Genomic DNA, 16383 nt, shown 5'->3' with positions numbered 1-16383 from the left:
AATTACCAATTACCAATTACCTTTTCCCCAATTACCAATTACCAATTACCAAAATCGAAATGGCTATAGATACCACATCCGAAATTAAGGCGATCGCCCGTTACATCCGGACATCCCCCTTCAAAGTGCGCCGAGTCCTCGACCAAATTCGCGGCAAAAGCTACCAAGAAGCGCTGATTTTACTCGAATTCATGCCCTACCGCGCCTGCGAACCAATCGTCAAAGTTTTGCGATCGGCAGTAGCAAACGCCGAACACAACGCAGGATTGGATAAAGCCAAACTCGTAGTTTCTCAAGCTTACGCAGACCAAGGCCCAGTCCTAAAACGATTCAGACCCCGCGCTCAAGGTCGCGCCTACCAAATCCGCAAGCCAACTTGTCACATTACCGTAGTAGTGGCTCCGCTCGTAGAAAACTAACCAGCGAAAACGTAATAGGTAATAAACAGCTTTAAGTTGAAAAAACAGGTAATCACCAATTACCAATTACCAGTTACCAATTACCAGTTACCAACTAACTCATCAACTTTTATGGGCCAAAAAATACATCCAATTGGTTTCCGCCTCGGTATTACCCAAGAGCACCGCTCTCGCTGGTTTGCTGACGCCAGAAACTATCCAGAACTCTTGCAAGAAGACTACAAAATTCGCAAGTACGTTCGCAAAACCCTCAGCAATGCTGGCATTTCCTCAGTCAGAATTGAGCGGAAAGCAGATCAAATCGACCTCGAAGTATTCACCGCCAGACCCGGCGTTGTCGTCGGCCGCGGCGGAGCAGGCATCGAAACTTTGCGCGTCGGTTTGCAGCAGCAACTCGGCAGCAACCGCCAAATCCGCATTAACGTCGTCGAAGTCCAGCGAGTAGATGCCGATGCCACACTGATCGCAGAATACATCGCTCAGCAACTAGAACGGCGCGTATCCTTCCGCCGAGTAGTCCGCCAAGCAATCACCCGCGCCCAAAAAGTAGGCATCCAAGGCATCAAAATTCAAGTCAGCGGACGCCTCAACGGCGCAGAAATCGCACGTACCGAATGGACGCGCGAAGGAAGAGTCCCCTTGCACACGCTGCGGGCAGACATCGACTACTCCTACTGCACTGCTCAAACCATCTACGGTATTCTGGGCATTAAAGTTTGGGTTTTCAAAGGCGAAATTATTCCCGGACAGGAACAAGAGGCTGCACCAAATGCAGCAGTGCCTCGCACCAAACAAAAGCGCCGCCGCCAAAATTTTGAAGATCGATCGAACGAAGGCTAACTAATTGTTAACTGTTAGTTGTCACTTGTTAACTGTCAGTTGTTCTAAACCAATTAGCAATTAGCAATCACCAATTACCAATTACCAATTACCAATTACCCAACTCCCAAAGCCATGTTAAGCCCTAAAAGAACCAAATTCCGCAAACAACAGCGCGGGCGAATGAGCGGTGTTTCCACCCGTGGCAACACAGTTAGCTTTGGCGAATTCGCGCTCCAAGCCATCGAACCCGCCTGGATAACTTCCCGCCAAATAGAAGCCGGACGGCGCGCCATGACCCGCTATATCCGCCGGGGCGGCAAAATCTGGATTCGCATTTTTCCCGACAAACCAGTCACCCAGCGCGCAGCAGAAACCCGGATGGGTTCTGGTAAAGGTAATCCTGAGTTTTGGGTTGCCGTAGTCAAACCAGGCCGGGTAATGTTTGAAATTGGTGGGGTAAATGAAGAAACTGCGCGCGAAGCAATGCGTTTGGCATCTTTCAAATTACCAATTAAAACCAAGTTCATCACTCGCGAAGAAGGCCAGTCATAGCGATAATCGAAGGTAGAAGTAGGTCGGCATTGGTCAAAATTTTAAACGGCTACAGCAATTTAAAATCGGTCATTCATAACTTTTCTTTCCTTCGAGATTCAGCATCTAGACAATTCTGCCTTCAAAAGACCGATCGCTAACGAGAAAGCACACAATTATGTCTTTGCCCAAGATTAAAGAAGCTAGAGATTTAAGCGATGCCGCACTAGCAGAGCAAATTTTAGCCGCCAAGCGCCAACTAATGGAATTGCGGCTCCAGCAAGCTACCGGCCGCATGGAAAAGCCTCACCTGTTCAAGCACGCCAAGCACCGCGTCGCTCAATTGATGACAGTTGAACGCGAGCGCCAAATCGCTGCTGATGCAGAAGCGGCAGAAAAATTAGTCGCAGCTAAAGATGCCGCAGATTCGGCTCCAAGCGCAGAAGTCAGCCAAGAGTAAGCAGCAGCCTAGCCTCGGCTCGCACAGTAGCTAAAAAAACTCAATTGCAGAACAACAATAGGTAGGTATGGCAATTAAAGAACGAGTTGGCGTAGTAGTCAGCGACAAGATGGATAAAACCGTCGTGGTAGCAATCGAAAACCGCTCCTCCCACACCAAATACGGCAAAATCGTAGTCCGCACCAAGCGGTACAAAGCTCACGACGAAGAAAACCAGTGCAAATCGGGCGATCGCGTCCGCATCACTGAAACTCGCCCTTTGAGCAAAACCAAACGCTGGACGGTTGCTGAGATTTTCGGTGCAAAAAATGGCTAACAGTTAATTCTTAATTGCTTTGAAGCGTGCGATCGTCAAATCAATCGATCGACCCTGTGATTAACCATCAATTAGCAATTAGCAGTTATCAGTTAGCAAGCATCAAATTACCTTTTCCCCAATCACCATGATTCAACCCCAGACATACCTCAATGTCGCCGACAATAGCGGAGCCCGCAAACTGATGTGCATCCGCGTATTGGGAGGCGGCAACCGCCGCTACGGCGGAGTCGGCGATGTCATCATTGCCGTCGTCAAAGACGCCATCCCCAATATGGCCGTCAAAAAATCAGATGTCGTCCGGGCTGTCATTGTCAGAACCCGCAAAGGCCTGCGCCGCGACAGCGGCATGAGCATTCGTTTTGACGATAACGCCGCCGTTATTATCAACGTAGACGGCAACCCCAGAGGCACTCGGGTTTTCGGTCCCGTAGCCCGCGAACTGCGCGACAAAAACTTTACTAAAATCGTTTCCTTAGCCCCGGAGGTACTTTAAAATGTACGGAAAAAAGGGTAAACCAACTAGCGAACTGCAGCGCTACAGAATGCACGTCAAAGCAGGCGACACCGTGCAAATAATTACTGGCAAAGAGAAAGGAAAAGTCGGACAAATCTTAAAGACATATCCTAAAGTCAGCAAAGTAATTGTTAAAGGTGTAAATATCAGAACCAAGCACGTCAAGCCCCAGCAAGAGGGAGAATCCGGCAAAATAGTCACGTTTGAGGCTCCCATTCACAGCTCAAATGTCATGCACTATTCCGAAAAAGAGAAAATAGCGAGCCGCGTTTGCTATACATTTAGCGAAGATGGTCGGAAACTGCGACAGCTCAAAAAAACCGGAGAAATCCTCGATAATTAGTCATTAGTCATTAGTGATTAGCTGACAACTAACAACTGACAACTGACAACTAACAACTGACAATCGACAAATTCCCTGACCAAGCCCAGGGACAGTTAACGAAACACAAAAACTATGCCGGACAAACTCAAGGTTCTTTATCAAGGAAAAATCGTTCCCACACTGATGGATCAGTTTAAATATACTAATATCCATCAGGTTCCCAAACTCGTCAAAGTCACCGTGAACCGCGGTTTGGGAGAAGCATCTCAAAACGCTAAGGCACTGGATTCGTCGATCGGCGAAATTGGCATCATCACCGGGCAAAAACCGGTGGTGACGCGGGCGAAAAAAGCGATTGCAGGCTTCAAAATCCGCAAAGGAGTACCCGTCGGCGTTATGGTGACGCTGCGCGGCGATCGGATGTACGATTTTCTCGATCGGCTGATCAACCTCGCACTCCCCCGAATCCGCGACTTCCGCGGCATCAGCCCCAAAAGCTTTGACGGGCGCGGCAACTACAGCTTGGGTCTGAGAGAACAGCTCATTTTTCCAGAAATAGAATATGACCGCATCGATCAAATTCGAGGCATGGACATTTCAATAATCACCACAGCAAACACCGACGAAGAAGGACGCGCCTTGCTTAAAGAAATGGGAATGCCGTTCCGGGACAACTAAGCACTAGAGTAAGAAGCAAAAGATGGCAGCTAACGATACCATAGCAGATATGTTGACGCGCATTCGCAATTCTTGCATGGCGCGCCACCAAACAACGCAAATTCCAGCTACAAAAATGACCCGCAGCATCGCCCAAGTCCTCAAAAGTGAAGGCTTTATCGGCGAATTTGAAGAAGCAGAAGCAGAAGGGATCAACCGACATTTAGTGCTTTCTCTAAAGTACAAAGGTAAAACTCGCAAGCCCATTATCACGGCACTTAAGCGAGTTAGCAAACCAGGACTGCGCGTTTACTCGAACCGTAAAGAATTGCCCAGAGTGTTAGGCGGAATTGGCATAGCCATTATTTCTACCTCCAGTGGCATTATGACGGATAGAGAAGCCCGACGCCAAGGTTTGGGCGGTGAAGTGCTTTGTTATGTTTGGTAGTCATTAGTCATTAGTCATTAGTCACCGCTCGCGGGCAACAAACTCAAAAATCGATCGCTAAGGACTAATAACTAAAGACTAATAATCAAGGACTAATAACTAAAAACAAAGGACAAAAAACTATGTCGCGAATTGGCAAGCGTCCGATTAGCATTCCCAATAAAGTCACCATCACCCTAGACGGTCAAAAAGTAGCCGTCAAAGGCCCTAAAGGTGAACTTTCCCGAGTTCTCCCAGCCGAAATCCTCATGGGACTCGAAGGCGAGACTTTACTCGTTACCCGCCGAGACGAATCTCGCGTCGCCAGACAACTGCACGGCTTGTGCCGCACCCTAGTCGCCAACATGGTCGAAGGTGTATCCCAAGGTTTTCAGCGGCGCCTGGAAATTATCGGCACAGGTTATCGGGCACAGGTTCAAGGACGGAACCTGATTTTAAACGTCGGTTACAGCAAGCCGGTGGAAATGCCTCCTCCAGAAGGCATCACAATGGCAGTTGAAGGCAACACCAACGTCATTGTCTCCGGCATTGACAAAGAACTCGTAGGCAATACAGCAGCCCGCATCCGCGCGGTGCGTCCGCCCGAAGTCTATAAGGGCAAAGGCATTCGCTACAGCGGCGAAGTCGTCCGGCGCAAAGCTGGTAAAACAGGCAAAACAGGTAAGAAGTAACAATGAAGCTTACTCGCAAAGAATCAGTCCAGCGCAGACACCGCCGGGTGCGGCGCAAGGTGTTCGGCACCTCCGAACGTCCCAGACTAGCGGTATTTCGATCGGATCAGCACATCTATGCCCAAGTAATCGACGACACGGCACAGCACACTTTGGCTGCTGCGTCAACCCTCGATCCCGAATTGAAGTCAACTCTCAGTTCTGGTGCCAACTGCTCCGCGAGCGTGCAAGTCGGTCAGTTGATTGCCAAACGCTGTTCCAGCGCTGGCATAGTCAAAGTCGTATTCGATCGCGGAGGCAACCTCTATCACGGTCGCGTCAAAGCCCTCGCAGAGGCAGCTCGCGAAGCCGGGTTAGACTTTTAGGAAGAAGGAAGAAGTCCGATGGAAGTCGGAAGAAGGAAGAAGGAATCAATAAAATTCTTAATTCCTCATCGTTAATTCCTCATTCCCGACTACCAGTTACTAATCCTCAATTCCCACAAGACAAAACTATGGCAGAACAAAAAGAACAGCGCAACAAGAAAAAAAGCAGCGGCAACAAAACGCGCGAAAAAGAATCCGAATGGCAAGAACGGGTCGTCCAGATCCGCCGCGTTACTAAAGTAGTCAAAGGCGGTAAAAAACTCAGCTTCCGCGCCATAGTCATTATCGGCAACGAACGCGGTCAAGTTGGAGTGGGAGTCGGCAAAGCTAGCGACGTAATCGGTGCCGTTAAAAAAGGCGTCGCTGACGGCAAAAAGCACCTAATTGAAGTCCCCCTCACCAAAGCTAACTCCATCCCTCACCCCATCAACGGTGACGGTGGCGGAGCAAAAGTCATGATGCGTCCGGCCGCTCCGGGAACCGGGGTAATTGCAGGGGGAGCAGTGCGAACTGTTCTCGAACTAGCAGGAGTCCGCAACATCTTGGCAAAACAGCTAGGTTCTGGAAATCCTTTAAACAACGCCAGAGCAGCAGTCAACGCCCTCTCCACCCTCCGCACATTGTCCGAAGTTGCTCAAGAACGCGGAATTCCAGTAGAAAACCTCTACGGTTAGGGCATAGAGAATGGGAAACTGTAAGTTTTGAGTGTTAAGTGCTTGCGTTGAGAATAAAAAAATCCGCAACTCAAAACTCACGCACTCAAAACTACTGCGCACCCGCTCTCTAAATACCAATTACCAATTACCAATTACTAAAACTATGAGATTGCAAGACGCCCGACCCAAAGCAGGCTCCCAAAAGCGCCCCCGACGCTTGGGCAGAGGTATTTCTGCCGGTCAAGGCGCGAGCTCCGGCAAAGGGATGCGCGGTCAAAAATCTAGAGCCGGTAGCGGCACTAGACCCGGTTTTGAAGGTGGTCAAAATCCCCTTTACCGCCGTCTGCCTAAGCTGAAAAGCTTCCCTTTAGTGAACCGCAAAGAGTACACTACCATTAATGTAAGTAAATTAGCATCGCTGCCAGCAAACACAGAAGTTACTCTCACCTCTTTGATCCAAGCAAAAATTGTCACCACAGACGACGGGCCGCTGAAAATCTTAGGAGATGGCGAACTGAATGTGCCTTTGCAAGTGCGCGCCTCGGCTTTTACCGCAGGAGCTCGCACCAAAATTGAAGCCGCCGGCGGAAGTTGCGAATTAGTTGCGTAAAGATTTGAGGTTTGAGAGTCTGTCCAAATCTCAAATCCTCAAGCTTGCTATCAGAAAATGATTTAGTCGAAAATCCCAAATCTAAAATCCAAAATCGTAACTATGGACGTTAGTAGAGAGAAAGCGCCAACTGCACAAGAGACGTTCATGCAGATGGCTCAAGCTGCTGGTTTGCGAGGCCGCATCCTCGTAACTATTGGCTTACTGATTTTAGTACGCCTGGGTGTCCACTTGCCAGTCCCCGGCATCGATCGAGTCGCCTTTGCCCAAAACGTCCAAAATAGCCCTTTAATTGGCTTTTTGGATTTGTTCTCAGGAGGCGGCTTGTCAGCTTTGGGGATTTTCGCGCTGGGGATTTTGCCCTACATTAATGCTTCAATTATCGTGCAACTTCTAACTGCGGCTCTGCCAAGTTTAGAAGACTTGCAGAAAAATGAAGGGGAAGCAGGGCGGCGCAAGATTTCTCAAATTACTCGCTACGTTTCTTTGGGCTGGGCAATTTTGCAAAGCGTTGGCATTGCGATTTGGGTCAGCCCTTTTGCTCAAGCTCCGGCGCCTTTATTCATAGCACAAACTGCTTTGGCCCTGACGGCCGGCTCAATGTTTGTGATGTGGATATCGGAAGTGGTGACGGAGCGGGGTATCGGGAACGGAGCGTCGCTGCTGATTTTTATCAACATTGTGTCGGTTTTGCCACGTTCTTTGGGACAAACTTTTGAATTGGCTCAAAGTGGGGACACGCAAGTTGTGGGCCGTGTAGTCGTTCTGCTGTTGGTCTTTTTGGTGACGATTGTTGGGATTGTTTTTGTTCAGGAAGGTACTCGTCGCATTCCGATTATTTCGGCCCGCCGCCAAGTCGGCCGCAAAGTTTATCGGGAGAGCCGGAGCTATCTGCCCCTGCGCTTGAATCAAGGCGGAGTGATGCCGATTATTTTTGCATCTTCGGTTTTGATTGTGCCTTCTTTCCTCGCTCAGTCTCTCAATAACCCATTTTTGGTTCAAGTTGCTAATGTTTTGAGTCCGAACGGGCCGGCGCCTTGGGCTTACGCGCTGTTTTATCTGACTTTGATTCTGTTCTTCAGCTATTTCTACGCTTCGTTGATTGTCAACCCCGTAGATATGTCTCAGAACTTGAAGAAAATGGGCGCCAGCATTCCTGGAATTCGTCCGGGCCAGAAAACCAGCGATTATGTGGAGAAGGTTTTGAACCGTTTGACTTTCTTGGGAGCGATATTTCTCGGTCTGGTGGCCATTGTACCAACTGCTGTAGAAAGCGCGATCGGAGTGCAAACTTTTAGAGGTTTTGGCGCAACTTCCCTACTGATTTTAGTAGGTGTAGCGATCGAGACTGCTAAGCAAATTCAAACTTACGTCATCTCCCAACGATATGAAGGAATGGTGAAGTAATCGCAATGCACTTGATTTTTATGGGGCCTCCAGGGGCAGGAAAGGGAACTCAGGCTCAGCTTTTATCAGCTCTCTGGAAAATACCCCACATTTCTACCGGTGACATCCTACGCGCCTGCGTAGTTGCCAAAACGGAGTTGGGTCAAAAGGCACAATCCTACATGGATCGGGGAGAGTTAGTTCCTGACGAGTTATTGATGGATATCGTGCAAGAACGTATGAATCAGTCTGATGCTCGTGCTGGCTGGATCCTTGACGGCTTTCCCCGCACAGTCGCGCAGGCAGCTTTTTTTGACAAACTGCTATGCGAGGTTGAGGGTGGGGGAAGTTCGTCTGGAAAGGACTGCGCTCTCAGAGCTGTCAATTTGGACGTTCCTGACAATATTTTGGTGGCTCGCCTGTTGTCGCGGGGTCGCCAAGATGACAATGAGGAAACGATCCGCCGCCGGTTGCAAGTTTATCGCGAGCAAACTGAACCTTTGATAGAGTTTTACAGAAACCGCGAACAGTTAGTTGCGGTTGATGGCGATCGAGCGATGGAATCAGTCACAGCACAACTGCAACAAGCTCTCTCGGGCGACTCTTGAACCGTCTCAATACAGCTTGTTACTCACAAGCTTTTGCTAAGATATGTTAACTAGGAGCTTTTTGTGCTATCAGGTTTTGTGAGGGTTGCTAGTTCCGGGATTGAACTCGATACTAATTGCCACAACTTTACTCAAGTAAAGCCAAAGCAAGCGGTTTGTTGAGTCAAGAAATCGATCGAGTCGCCCGAATTCTTGCCCCCGTTCCCGTTTGACTCGTACCAGTACATAGGCTTTGAGGCAAACAGCGGGACACTCCTAGTTAATCAAATGTAGAGTTGAGGTAAATACCAAATTGTCTAAGCAAGATTTAATTGAAATGGAAGGGACAGTGACGGAATCCCTGCCCAATGCGATGTTTCGCGTTGACCTAGATAATGGGTTTAACGTGCTGGCTCACATTTCCGGCAAGATCCGCCGCAACTACATCAAAATTCTGCCTGGCGATCGCGTCAAAGTCGAATTGACTCCCTACGACTTGACCAAAGGTCGGATTACTTATCGCCTTCGGAAAAAATAGGCTTAGATAAAACTTTCTAAAAACTAATTCTAAGTTTAATTAGAGAGAATTTGGTAAAAAGCGCCAAATTTATGCTATAATGCTACGTTTGTAGTGTTGCCGAGAAGGGCGTCAACAACCCACCGGTGTACCGGGTTAAGTCATTGCTACGCCGTAAAAGTATTGCTCGCCAACACTCTGGCGCAGGCGAACTTTACCCCAGTAATGGGAGTGGGTGCAAGCGGGCTCCTTCATGAAACAACCCGCACTTTATACAATTTAATCGAGGAGAGGCCTACACCTTGCCCAGCCTCTCCTCCCACCGCTCTACGGGCAGTCCCAGCGTGCCTGCTCTCCGGTAGAGCGGGGTTCTCCAGGCAGGAAGAAAGATGAAAGTTCGAGCATCTGTCAAAAAAATTTGTGAAAAATGTCGCGTCATCCGCCGTCGCGGTCGAGTGATGGTGATATGCACTAACCCAAAACACAAACAGCGCCAAGGTTAGAAAAAACGAAGATTGGGCACTGCACGCAGGTGCATCCTAATTGAACATTGTAACCAAACAGGAAAACTAGGGAGACAAAAAGTGTGGCACGGATTGCCGGGGTAGACCTTCCACGCGATAAGCGCGTCGAAATAGGTCTGACATACATTTACGGAATAGGCTTGTCGCGGGCCCAAAAAATTATCGCTGCAACAGGCGTAAATCCTGACACTCGCGTCAAGGATTTAACAGAGGCCGACGTGACAGCTCTGCGGGCTCATGTAGAAACCACATACCAAATCGAAGGAGACCTCCGGCGCTGGGAGTCAATGAACATCAAGCGCCTGATGGACATCGGAACTTATCGCGGTCGGCGTCACCGTTTGGGTCTGCCGGTGCGGGGACAACGAACCCGTACCAACGCCAGAACCCGTCGCGGCGTCCGCCGAACAGTTGCGGGCAAGAAAAAGGCACCTTCCAAGAAGTAACATCTTTTTGGGAAAAATACGCTGGGGGCTGCTGGCTCCTAGCGCTTCGGAACATTAGTTGAGAGAAACGTTAAAGAGACTAATATGGCGCGACAACAAACAGGCAAGAAATCTGGTGCAAAAAAGCAGAAACGGAATGTACCCAATGGGGTAGGCTACATCCAGTCTACCTTTAACAACACGATTGTCACTATTACCGACCTCAACGGGGAAGTAATATCTTGGGCATCAGCAGGTTCCAGCGGTTTTAAAGGAGCTAAGAAGGGGACTCCCTTTGCAGCTCAAACAGCAGCAGAAAGTGCTGCCCGCAGAGCTAACGACCAAGGAATGCGCCAAATAGAAGTAATGGTGAGCGGGCCCGGAGCAGGTCGAGAAACGGCCATTCGGGCGCTGCAAGGGGCGGGACTGGAAATCACCCTGATTAGAGATGTTACCCCAATTCCTCACAACGGCTGTCGCCCTCCCAAGCGACGTAGAGTCTAAAACGATTTGAGATTTTAGATTTTAGATTTTGGATATTGGCTAACTGCTTAAAGTCAAAAACTAATGGTTCTAACTGTTGCCCCGTCCATCCAAAATCCGAAATCCGTTCAGGGGTATGCTCTGCAATCTAAAATCCAAAATCAAAAATCCAAAGTGGAAAAGGGAGGTCACTCCGTGGCGCAGTTTCAAATTGAATGTATAGAGTCTAACACTGACAAAGACCGCAGTCAGTACGGAAAATTTGTCTTGGAACCGCTCGATCGCGGTCAGGGAACAACTGTTGGGAATGCGCTTCGGCGAGTTCTGCTGTCAAATTTGGAAGGAACGGCAGTAACTTCAGTCCGAATCGCGGGGGTCAATCACGAGTTTGCCACGATCGAAGGGGTACGCGAGGATGTTCTAGAAATTCTCCTGAACATGAAAGAAGTAGTCCTCAAAACTCATTCTCAGCAGCCGCAAATCGGCAGGTTGCGGATTGAGGGGCCCGTCACCGTTACGGCCGATCGATTCGATTTGCCCTCAGAGGTGGAATTGATCGATCGCTCCCAGTACATTGCAACTCTCTCGCCCGGCTCTGTTCTGGAAATGGAATTCAGAATTGAAAAAGGCATCGGATACCGAGCAGTAGACCGCAGTCGCGATGATGGGTCGGCTTTGGATTTTCTCCAAATTGACGCCATCTTTATGCCGATTCGCAGAGTCAACTACAGCGTTGAAGATGCTAGGGTAGGCGGCACGGTCGAGAAAGACCGGCTGATTATGGAAATCTGGACTGATGGCAGCGTGACTCCTCAAGAAGCTTTGAGTCAATCTGCCCACATCCTGGTAGATTTATTTGCACCTCTCAAAGACATCACCCAAGATTCTCTCAAACCAGAGTATCCCGGTGAAGCCGATCCTACCAGCCAAATTCCGATCGAAGAATTGCAGTTGTCCGTCCGGGCTTACAACTGCCTCAAGCGGGCTCAGATCAACTCAGTTGCAGACTTATTGGATTATACCCAAGAAGACTTGCTCGAGATCAAGAATTTCGGGCAGAAGTCCGCAGAAGAAGTGATTGAAGCTTTACAAAAACGCTTGGGCATTACCTTGCCACAGGAAAAATCAGCTAAAAGTTAATCAACGGGTAACGGGTAAAAAAGTTCTCAATTTTAAGTAGGTGAGTTTTTAAGTTAAAGAATTCACCGCTCAAAACTAGCGGACTATCCCGGCGCCCAATTACCAATTACCAATTACCAACTGCCATGCGTCACCGCTGTCGCGTTCCCCAACTCAGCAAACCGGCTGACCAGCGCCGCGCCCTACTGCGCTCGCTGACCACCGAATTAATCCGCCACGGTAAAATCACTACCACTCTCGCCCGCGCCAAAGCGCTGCGCTCAGAGGCGGACAGGATGATTACCCTCGCCAAAGATGGCTCCTTGGCCTCTCGCCGCCAAGCTATGGGCTATATCTACGATAAACAGTTAGTACACGCCTTGTTTGAGGCGGCACAAGAACGGTACGGCTCGCGCAACGGGGGCTACACCCGCGTAGTACGAACTGTCCCCCGTCAAGGAGACAATTCCGAAATGGCGATCGTTGAACTGGTTTAATTCCATTTTGGGTTGGAGATTTGTGATTTATGACTGACAATCGAAAATCCCCAATCGAAAATCCCCAATCGATACAGCGCGTTGCTCTAGTAATCCAATACCTCGGCACTAACTTTCACGGTTGGCAGCGACAGCCGAACCAGCGTACAGTACAAGAAGAAATTGAAACAGCAATATCGACTGTTCTGGAACGCCCGGTAACGCTGCACGCTGCTGGGAGAACCGATGCGGGAGTTCACGCCGCTGCTCAAGTAGCCCATTTTGATGCCCAGGGCCCAATTCCGGCTTACCGCTGGGCAAGCGTTCTCAACTCTCGACTGGCAAAAGATATTTTAATTCGAGCTTCGGCAAAGGTGGAACCTACCTGGCACGCTCGGTTCTCAGCCAGTTGGCGGCGCTATCGCTACACCCTTTATACAGATCCGACCCCTAATTTGTTTGTGCGTCCTTTTGCTTGGCACTGCTATCACGCCCCTGTGGATGAATCTTTGATTCAGACAGCTTTGACACCGCTCATCGGGCGGCATCACCTGGCTGCTTTCCACCGCGCGGGCTCTGTCCGCCCCCATTCCTGGGTGGACGTACAAGCGGCAGAGTGTCACCGTTCTGGGCCTCTTGTCTATATAGAGGTTCAGGCGAGCGGGTTTCTGTACGGGATGATGCGGCTGCTGGTGGGGTTGCTGGTGCAGGTGGGTCGCGGGGAAAGGCCGATCGACAATTTCACAGATATCTGGGTCAACGAACGCCGAGAAATGGTAAAATATGCCGCTCCCGCTCAAGGTTTGTGCCTGCTGCGGGTTGGCTATTCAGAATTTCCCTTTCCCCCAGATGTCTGGTACGACACTCAGCCAAAATTAGTCATTAGTCATTAGTCATTAGTCATTAGTCATTAGTCATTAGGTAACTACTAATAAAAAACTAAGGACAACTAACAATTAAAAACTGACAACTGACAACTGACAACTGACAACAGTTAACAGTTAATAGACAACTAAGAACAAACAATGAACAAAACTTACGTCCCTACTCAAGACTCCCTAGAGCACAAGTGGTACGTGGTCGATGCCGCAGACCAGCGGCTGGGCCGTCTGGCAACTGAAGTTGCCATGTACCTCCGGGGGAAACACAAACCGACTTACACTCCTTCTATGGATACCGGCGACTTCGTAATAGTCATCAATGCTGACAAAATCGCTGTTACTGGCAAAAAACGCACCCAGAAAATCTACCGCCGCCATTCTGGAAGACCGGGCGGCATGAAAACAGAAACTTTTGCTAAATTGCAAGCACGTTTGCCCGAAAGAATTGTCGAAGAAGCTATTCGGGGAATGCTGCCTCACACTTCTCTAGGCAGACAATTGTTTACTAAGCTGAAGGTGTACGCTGGCCCAAACCACCCGCACCAAGCTCAAAAACCAGAAGAGTTAATTGTTCACACGATTCCGGGAGGAAATGACTAATGCAAGCAACAGATACCGGCCGCGCTGTGTACTGGGGTACCGGTCGCCGCAAATGTTCAGTAGCGCGGGTGCGCTTGGTTCCCGGCACTGGCATACTGACTGTCAACGGTAAGGAGGGGGATTTGTACCTGCAATTCAACCCTACTTATTTGGCTCTCGCTAAGGCCCCTCTGGAAACTTTGGGTCTGGAAAATGAGTACGACATTTTGGTAAAAGTCGAAGGCGGTGGCTTGACAGGTCAGGCTGACTCGATTCGCTTGGGTGTCGCTAGAGCACTTTGTCAATTAGACCCGGACAACCGCAAGCCTCTGAAGACTGAGGGCTATTTGACTCGCGACCCGCGGGCCAAAGAACGGAAAAAGTACGGTTTGCGGAAAGCTCGGAAAGCTCCTCAATACTCGAAGCGGTAATCGAGGGAAGAAGGAAGAAGGAAGAAGGAACCAGGAAAAGGCAAAAATTATCTATCCAGATTATATCTGCCTTTTTTTGAAGTTTATTTCCGATTCCTGATTCCTGGTTCCAACAGATATAAGGCAAAATTCGTGCTGTTGTTGGTGTACAAGTCCTGCGGCAGCTAAAATGGTTGTAAAGTCAAAAATTAGAGAGTAAAAAACAATGGCAAAAGATGGCATTCACCCTGAGTGGTATCCCGAATCTCAGGTTTATTGCAACGGGGAACTTGTGATGACTGTGGGTTCAACTAGACCAAAGCTTCAAGTTGATGTCTGGTCGGGAAATCATCCTTTTTATACTGGCACTCAGAAGATTATTGATACTGAAGGTCGTGTGGAGCGCTTTATGCGGAAATACGGCATGACGGAGGTAGAAATGCCTAAGGCAGATGCTTCCTCTGGGCCGCTGAAAATGGAAGAGCCGAAAGCAGATGCTTCTAAGGCTGCTGGTAAAGGCAAAAAGAAGAAGTAGCCGGATTGTCATTTGTCCGCAGTTTGTTGAGAGTAGTTCTTTCTACCGACAACTTACCGCCCTCGGATTTTAGATTTTAGATTGAAAACTTGCTATGCAGGCAGTTGAGTTCGATCGAGTTAAGTTAGATCGACATTCTATCCTAAGTGCTTTTCAGTTCTAAGATCTAAAATCTAAAATCTAAAATCGATCCGCCCTCGGATTGGAGAGTTTAGATTGAAGACTTGCTATGCAGGCAGTTGAGTTCGATCGAGATTCTATCCCAACTGTTCTTCAAATCTAAAATCTAAAATCTAAAATCTAAAATCTAAAATCGATTGACAAAGGACAACTGACAATGGCTGAATCTTATTTGCTGGATAAATTGAAGTCGGTAGAGCAAACTTTTAATGAGTTGACTCGCCGCATGGCTGACCCGGATGTGGCTAGGGACAATCAAGAGTTTCAACGGGTAGCGAAAGCTCGATCGTCCTTGGAGGAAGTGGTCGATACTTTTGCTCTGTGGAAAACCACTCAGGAAGATTTGGTGGGCGCGCGACAGGTTCTCAAGGAAGCCGCGGGCGATCGAGATATGCAAGAAATGGCTGCGCTGGAAGTTCAGGAACTTGAGTCGAAGCTGGAGAATTTGGAAAGTCGTTTGAAGGTTTTGCTGCTCCCCCGCGACCCGAACGATGACAAGAATATTATGCTGGAAATTCGGGCGGGTACTGGCGGAGATGAGGCCAGTATTTGGGCGGGAGATTTGCTGCGACTGTATTCCCGTTACGCTCAAACTCAAGGCTGGCAGGTGAAGTTGGTGAGCGAGTCGCTGGCGGAAATGGGCGGCTTTAAAGAGGTGATTCTGGAAATTACAGGCGACAGCGTTTACAGCAAGCTGAAGTTTGAGGCTGGAGTACACCGGGTGCAGCGAGTGCCTGTGACTGAGGCTGGTGGCCGGGTGCATACTTCGACGGCGACGGTGGCTGTGATGCCGGAGGTTGATGATGTGGAGATTCACATCGATCCGAAGGATATTGAGATGAGTACAGCTCGATCGGGCGGTGCTGGCGGCCAAAATGTTAACAAGGTGGAAACTGCTGCAGATTTGTTTCACAAGCCGACTGGGATTCGGATTTTCTGTACAGAGGAGCGCAGTCAGTTGCAGAATAAGGAGCGGGCGATGCAGATTTTGCGGGCTAAGCTCTATGAGATGAAGTTGCGGGAGCAGCAGGATGAGGTGAAGTCGCGGCGTTTGGCTCAGGTTGGTACTGGTTCGCGATCGGAGAAGATTCGCACTTACAACTATAAGGACAATCGGGCTACCGACCACCGTTTGGGGGAAAATTTCTCGCTCAATAGTGTTTTGGAAGGGGATATTGAGGGGATTATTCAAACTTGCATTTCTCAGGATCAGCAGGAACGTTTGGCTGAGTTGGCTGCTTCTACTAATTGATGGAGTGATGGGGGGCTAGGCGCATTGTTGGCTCAGCCTCAGTTCCCTTGTTACGCGGGAGATCTGGTTGAGTAGGGCTTCCCAAATTGCATCGGCGATCGCCACTGGATATTTGAAATGTTCGAGGTCGTATTGTACGATGATTTCTAGAGGTGCTAGGGCGTCGGTACAGTATTAGAAGTTGACAACAAAAGAGATGTATGCAATTACCCGACCAATGAATTCGACTCTA

At 49.1% G+C, this 16383-nt stretch carries 26 protein-coding genes; all 26 read left to right on the top strand.

Annotated elements, in window-relative coordinates:
• Window positions 1–59: 59 nt before the first annotated feature.
• Entirely contained in the window at window positions 60–419 is a 360-nt protein-coding gene (gene rplV / locus QUA54_RS14590; protein ID WP_172190397.1) for a 50S ribosomal protein L22, read from the top strand.
• Window positions 420–530: 111 nt separating this feature from the next.
• A complete protein-coding gene (gene rpsC / locus QUA54_RS14585; RefSeq protein ID WP_172190398.1) occupies window positions 531–1259 on the top strand; it encodes a 30S ribosomal protein S3 in 729 nt (242 codons plus the stop codon).
• Between the two features lie 114 nt (window positions 1260–1373).
• The gene (gene rplP / locus QUA54_RS14580) at window positions 1374–1793 is read left to right on the top strand and encodes a 50S ribosomal protein L16 (protein WP_172190399.1); all 420 of its coding nucleotides are present in this window, start codon (window positions 1374–1376) and stop codon (window positions 1791–1793) included.
• 157 nt (window positions 1794–1950) lie between these two features.
• Window positions 1951–2232 (top strand): 50S ribosomal protein L29, encoded by a 282-nt coding sequence (gene rpmC / locus QUA54_RS14575; RefSeq protein ID WP_172190400.1) that lies wholly within the window; start codon window positions 1951–1953, stop codon window positions 2230–2232.
• Between the two features lie 67 nt (window positions 2233–2299).
• Entirely contained in the window at window positions 2300–2548 is a 249-nt protein-coding gene (gene rpsQ / locus QUA54_RS14570) for a 30S ribosomal protein S17 (protein WP_015178711.1), read from the top strand.
• Window positions 2549–2675: 127 nt separating this feature from the next.
• Window positions 2676–3044, top strand: a complete 369-nt coding sequence (gene rplN / locus QUA54_RS14565) for a 50S ribosomal protein L14 (protein WP_172190401.1) — start codon at window positions 2676–2678, stop codon at window positions 3042–3044.
• Window position 3045: 1 nt separating this feature from the next.
• A complete protein-coding gene (rplX, locus tag QUA54_RS14560) occupies window positions 3046–3408 on the top strand; it encodes a 50S ribosomal protein L24 (protein ID WP_333415188.1) in 363 nt (120 codons plus the stop codon).
• A 114-nt stretch (window positions 3409–3522) separates the two neighbouring features.
• A complete protein-coding gene (gene rplE / locus QUA54_RS14555; RefSeq protein WP_333415187.1) occupies window positions 3523–4068 on the top strand; it encodes a 50S ribosomal protein L5 in 546 nt (181 codons plus the stop codon).
• A 22-nt stretch (window positions 4069–4090) separates the two neighbouring features.
• The gene (gene rpsH / locus QUA54_RS14550) at window positions 4091–4495 is read left to right on the top strand and encodes a 30S ribosomal protein S8 (RefSeq protein ID WP_006634988.1); all 405 of its coding nucleotides are present in this window, start codon (window positions 4091–4093) and stop codon (window positions 4493–4495) included.
• A 122-nt stretch (window positions 4496–4617) separates the two neighbouring features.
• Entirely contained in the window at window positions 4618–5166 is a 549-nt protein-coding gene (gene rplF / locus QUA54_RS14545) for a 50S ribosomal protein L6 (RefSeq protein ID WP_333415186.1), read from the top strand.
• Between the two features lie 2 nt (window positions 5167–5168).
• Complete coding sequence (gene rplR / locus QUA54_RS14540) at window positions 5169–5531, top strand: 50S ribosomal protein L18 (protein WP_172190404.1); 363 nt, start codon at window positions 5169–5171, stop codon at window positions 5529–5531.
• 128 nt (window positions 5532–5659) lie between these two features.
• Entirely contained in the window at window positions 5660–6205 is a 546-nt protein-coding gene (rpsE, locus tag QUA54_RS14535; RefSeq protein ID WP_172190405.1) for a 30S ribosomal protein S5, read from the top strand.
• 145 nt (window positions 6206–6350) lie between these two features.
• Window positions 6351–6797, top strand: a complete 447-nt coding sequence (gene rplO / locus QUA54_RS14530) for a 50S ribosomal protein L15 (protein WP_006634984.1) — start codon at window positions 6351–6353, stop codon at window positions 6795–6797.
• Window positions 6798–6899: 102 nt separating this feature from the next.
• Window positions 6900–8204: a preprotein translocase subunit SecY gene (gene secY / locus QUA54_RS14525; RefSeq protein ID WP_172190407.1), complete on the top strand. Its 1305-nt coding sequence runs from the start codon at window positions 6900–6902 to the stop codon at window positions 8202–8204.
• Window positions 8205–8209: 5 nt separating this feature from the next.
• Window positions 8210–8791 carry an adenylate kinase gene (locus tag QUA54_RS14520; RefSeq protein WP_333415185.1) on the top strand — a complete coding sequence of 194 codons (582 nt, stop codon included), beginning with the start codon at window positions 8210–8212 and terminating at the stop codon, window positions 8789–8791.
• 292 nt (window positions 8792–9083) lie between these two features.
• The gene (gene infA / locus QUA54_RS14515; protein ID WP_006276978.1) at window positions 9084–9308 is read left to right on the top strand and encodes a translation initiation factor IF-1; all 225 of its coding nucleotides are present in this window, start codon (window positions 9084–9086) and stop codon (window positions 9306–9308) included.
• Window positions 9309–9676: 368 nt separating this feature from the next.
• On the top strand, window positions 9677–9790 hold the full coding sequence (gene rpmJ / locus QUA54_RS14510; protein WP_015178722.1) for a 50S ribosomal protein L36: 114 nt from the start codon (window positions 9677–9679) through the stop codon (window positions 9788–9790).
• Window positions 9791–9873: 83 nt separating this feature from the next.
• On the top strand, window positions 9874–10257 hold the full coding sequence (gene rpsM / locus QUA54_RS14505) for a 30S ribosomal protein S13 (protein WP_006634981.1): 384 nt from the start codon (window positions 9874–9876) through the stop codon (window positions 10255–10257).
• Window positions 10258–10341: 84 nt separating this feature from the next.
• Window positions 10342–10740: a 30S ribosomal protein S11 gene (gene rpsK / locus QUA54_RS14500; RefSeq protein ID WP_006634980.1), complete on the top strand. Its 399-nt coding sequence runs from the start codon at window positions 10342–10344 to the stop codon at window positions 10738–10740.
• 174 nt (window positions 10741–10914) lie between these two features.
• Entirely contained in the window at window positions 10915–11859 is a 945-nt protein-coding gene (locus QUA54_RS14495) for a DNA-directed RNA polymerase subunit alpha (RefSeq protein WP_332958426.1), read from the top strand.
• Window positions 11860–11984: 125 nt separating this feature from the next.
• Window positions 11985–12335: a 50S ribosomal protein L17 gene (rplQ, locus tag QUA54_RS14490; protein ID WP_006634978.1), complete on the top strand. Its 351-nt coding sequence runs from the start codon at window positions 11985–11987 to the stop codon at window positions 12333–12335.
• A 29-nt stretch (window positions 12336–12364) separates the two neighbouring features.
• The gene (gene truA, locus QUA54_RS14485; protein WP_333415184.1) at window positions 12365–13207 is read left to right on the top strand and encodes a tRNA pseudouridine(38-40) synthase TruA; all 843 of its coding nucleotides are present in this window, start codon (window positions 12365–12367) and stop codon (window positions 13205–13207) included.
• A 132-nt stretch (window positions 13208–13339) separates the two neighbouring features.
• The gene (rplM, locus tag QUA54_RS14480) at window positions 13340–13795 is read left to right on the top strand and encodes a 50S ribosomal protein L13 (RefSeq protein ID WP_172190410.1); all 456 of its coding nucleotides are present in this window, start codon (window positions 13340–13342) and stop codon (window positions 13793–13795) included.
• A complete protein-coding gene (gene rpsI, locus QUA54_RS14475) occupies window positions 13795–14205 on the top strand; it encodes a 30S ribosomal protein S9 (protein WP_106147490.1) in 411 nt (136 codons plus the stop codon). Before rplM ends, rpsI begins: the two co-directional genes overlap by 1 nt.
• Before the next feature lie 205 nt (window positions 14206–14410).
• Entirely contained in the window at window positions 14411–14719 is a 309-nt protein-coding gene (gene rpmE, locus QUA54_RS14470; protein ID WP_006634974.1) for a 50S ribosomal protein L31, read from the top strand.
• 337 nt (window positions 14720–15056) lie between these two features.
• The gene (prfA, locus tag QUA54_RS14465) at window positions 15057–16151 is read left to right on the top strand and encodes a peptide chain release factor 1 (protein WP_172190411.1); all 1095 of its coding nucleotides are present in this window, start codon (window positions 15057–15059) and stop codon (window positions 16149–16151) included.
• Window positions 16152–16383: the final 232 nt, after the last annotated feature.

Source organism: Microcoleus sp. MOSTC5 (assembly GCF_036701825.1).
Classification (GTDB): domain Bacteria; phylum Cyanobacteriota; class Cyanobacteriia; order Cyanobacteriales; family Microcoleaceae; genus Microcoleus; species Microcoleus asticus.
This window is presented reverse-complemented; position numbering and strand designations above follow the sequence as displayed.

Coding starts and splice junctions, on each gene's coding strand:
- rplQ (WP_006634978.1), top strand. CDS start 11,985: ATGCGTCACCGCTGTCGCGTTCCCCAACTCAGCAAACCGGCTGACCAG.
- rpsI (WP_106147490.1), top strand. CDS start 13,795: ATGCAAGCAACAGATACCGGCCGCGCTGTGTACTGGGGTACCGGTCGC.
- rpsH (WP_006634988.1), top strand. CDS start 4,091: ATGGCAGCTAACGATACCATAGCAGATATGTTGACGCGCATTCGCAAT.
- rplV (WP_172190397.1), top strand. CDS start 60: ATGGCTATAGATACCACATCCGAAATTAAGGCGATCGCCCGTTACATC.
- rplX (WP_333415188.1), top strand. CDS start 3,046: ATGTACGGAAAAAAGGGTAAACCAACTAGCGAACTGCAGCGCTACAGA.
- rpsQ (WP_015178711.1), top strand. CDS start 2,300: ATGGCAATTAAAGAACGAGTTGGCGTAGTAGTCAGCGACAAGATGGAT.
- rplF (WP_333415186.1), top strand. CDS start 4,618: ATGTCGCGAATTGGCAAGCGTCCGATTAGCATTCCCAATAAAGTCACC.
- rpmC (WP_172190400.1), top strand. CDS start 1,951: ATGTCTTTGCCCAAGATTAAAGAAGCTAGAGATTTAAGCGATGCCGCA.
- truA (WP_333415184.1), top strand. CDS start 12,365: ATGACTGACAATCGAAAATCCCCAATCGAAAATCCCCAATCGATACAG.
- rpsE (WP_172190405.1), top strand. CDS start 5,660: ATGGCAGAACAAAAAGAACAGCGCAACAAGAAAAAAAGCAGCGGCAAC.
- rplR (WP_172190404.1), top strand. CDS start 5,169: ATGAAGCTTACTCGCAAAGAATCAGTCCAGCGCAGACACCGCCGGGTG.
- secY (WP_172190407.1), top strand. CDS start 6,900: ATGGACGTTAGTAGAGAGAAAGCGCCAACTGCACAAGAGACGTTCATG.
- rpmE (WP_006634974.1), top strand. CDS start 14,411: ATGGCAAAAGATGGCATTCACCCTGAGTGGTATCCCGAATCTCAGGTT.
- rplP (WP_172190399.1), top strand. CDS start 1,374: ATGTTAAGCCCTAAAAGAACCAAATTCCGCAAACAACAGCGCGGGCGA.
- rplO (WP_006634984.1), top strand. CDS start 6,351: ATGAGATTGCAAGACGCCCGACCCAAAGCAGGCTCCCAAAAGCGCCCC.
- rplM (WP_172190410.1), top strand. CDS start 13,340: ATGAACAAAACTTACGTCCCTACTCAAGACTCCCTAGAGCACAAGTGG.
- rpsK (WP_006634980.1), top strand. CDS start 10,342: ATGGCGCGACAACAAACAGGCAAGAAATCTGGTGCAAAAAAGCAGAAA.
- rpmJ (WP_015178722.1), top strand. CDS start 9,677: ATGAAAGTTCGAGCATCTGTCAAAAAAATTTGTGAAAAATGTCGCGTC.
- rpsC (WP_172190398.1), top strand. CDS start 531: ATGGGCCAAAAAATACATCCAATTGGTTTCCGCCTCGGTATTACCCAA.
- QUA54_RS14520 (WP_333415185.1), top strand. CDS start 8,210: ATGCACTTGATTTTTATGGGGCCTCCAGGGGCAGGAAAGGGAACTCAG.
- rplE (WP_333415187.1), top strand. CDS start 3,523: ATGCCGGACAAACTCAAGGTTCTTTATCAAGGAAAAATCGTTCCCACA.
- rplN (WP_172190401.1), top strand. CDS start 2,676: ATGATTCAACCCCAGACATACCTCAATGTCGCCGACAATAGCGGAGCC.
- prfA (WP_172190411.1), top strand. CDS start 15,057: ATGGCTGAATCTTATTTGCTGGATAAATTGAAGTCGGTAGAGCAAACT.